Raw genomic sequence first — 867 nt, 5'->3', positions numbered from 1 at the left:
CTCAGGTTGAACTCGTGGAGTCTGGTGGTGCGTGACGGTTCTTGATCGTTGCGGTACGACAGCGCCATGCGGTACGCGCATGTTGGCGGGCTGACGCTTCTTGAGGCGGTTGATGGTCCGTTCGATCTCGTTGCAGCGTTTGTAGGTCTCGCTGTGAAGCCAGCGGGTCGGCCGCCCTTGCTGCTGCGCCGTTTGCGGTGGGCCCGCTGGTCCTTCGGCTCCGGGATGGTGTGATCGCCTCGCCGATATCGGTCATGGACCTGCCGAGTCCGGAGGGGAGGCGCGGTGGACATAACCCGTCATCTACATCCTGCGGAACCGTGACGGGCTCTCTGCGGACGCCCGCCCTCTCTCGGGGTGTGACCAGTGTCACACCATCGATGGTCAGATTTTTTGTCCCTTCAGTGGGTGCGCCGCCGCCGATAGATGAAACCGTTTCTATCCATCGGGAGGAAAGCGCACCCCATGTCCGGCAAGATTGCTGCTCAAGGGCCACCTCCGCCGAGTCGAAGCCGTACTGACGGGCGGGACGGCGTGCTGGCCCTCACGGAGTCAACACCGGGTCCGCAGGCGCTCCGCTCAACCAACCGCGACATGCTGATGGCCCTGATAAAGGGGCTCGCGGATCTCGCTGCCGACAGAACCACACTCGTCGATCTCTCGGACGAGCAGGTTGTCGAGTACGCCGAAGATGTACTGGTCGACATGCTGTCGAACGCGTTCCCCGGTGCGGATGCATCGAAGGCGGTGAAAGGTCTGACCTTCGAGAAGGTGCGGGTCGGTGTCTACGCCGTACGCGTTCACGGCACTGTGGCGGTCCGCCCTTTCAAGGACTGGCCAACCCTGCGGTCGGCGGCGGCATCACAG

The 867-nt window shown here is 63.3% G+C and carries 1 protein-coding gene; it reads left to right on the top strand.

The window, feature by feature from the left end; translation table 11 throughout:
- Positions 1 to 465 precede the first annotated feature (465 nt).
- Positions 466 to 867: hypothetical protein (locus AC27LF_RS45530; protein WP_479661210.1), on the top strand; the 402-nt coding region annotated here is incomplete at its 3' end.

It is taken from the genome of Streptomyces diversicolor (assembly GCF_057537855.1).
Note: the sequence above shows the minus strand (reverse complement) of the source record. Positions and strands in the feature narration are given on the sequence as shown.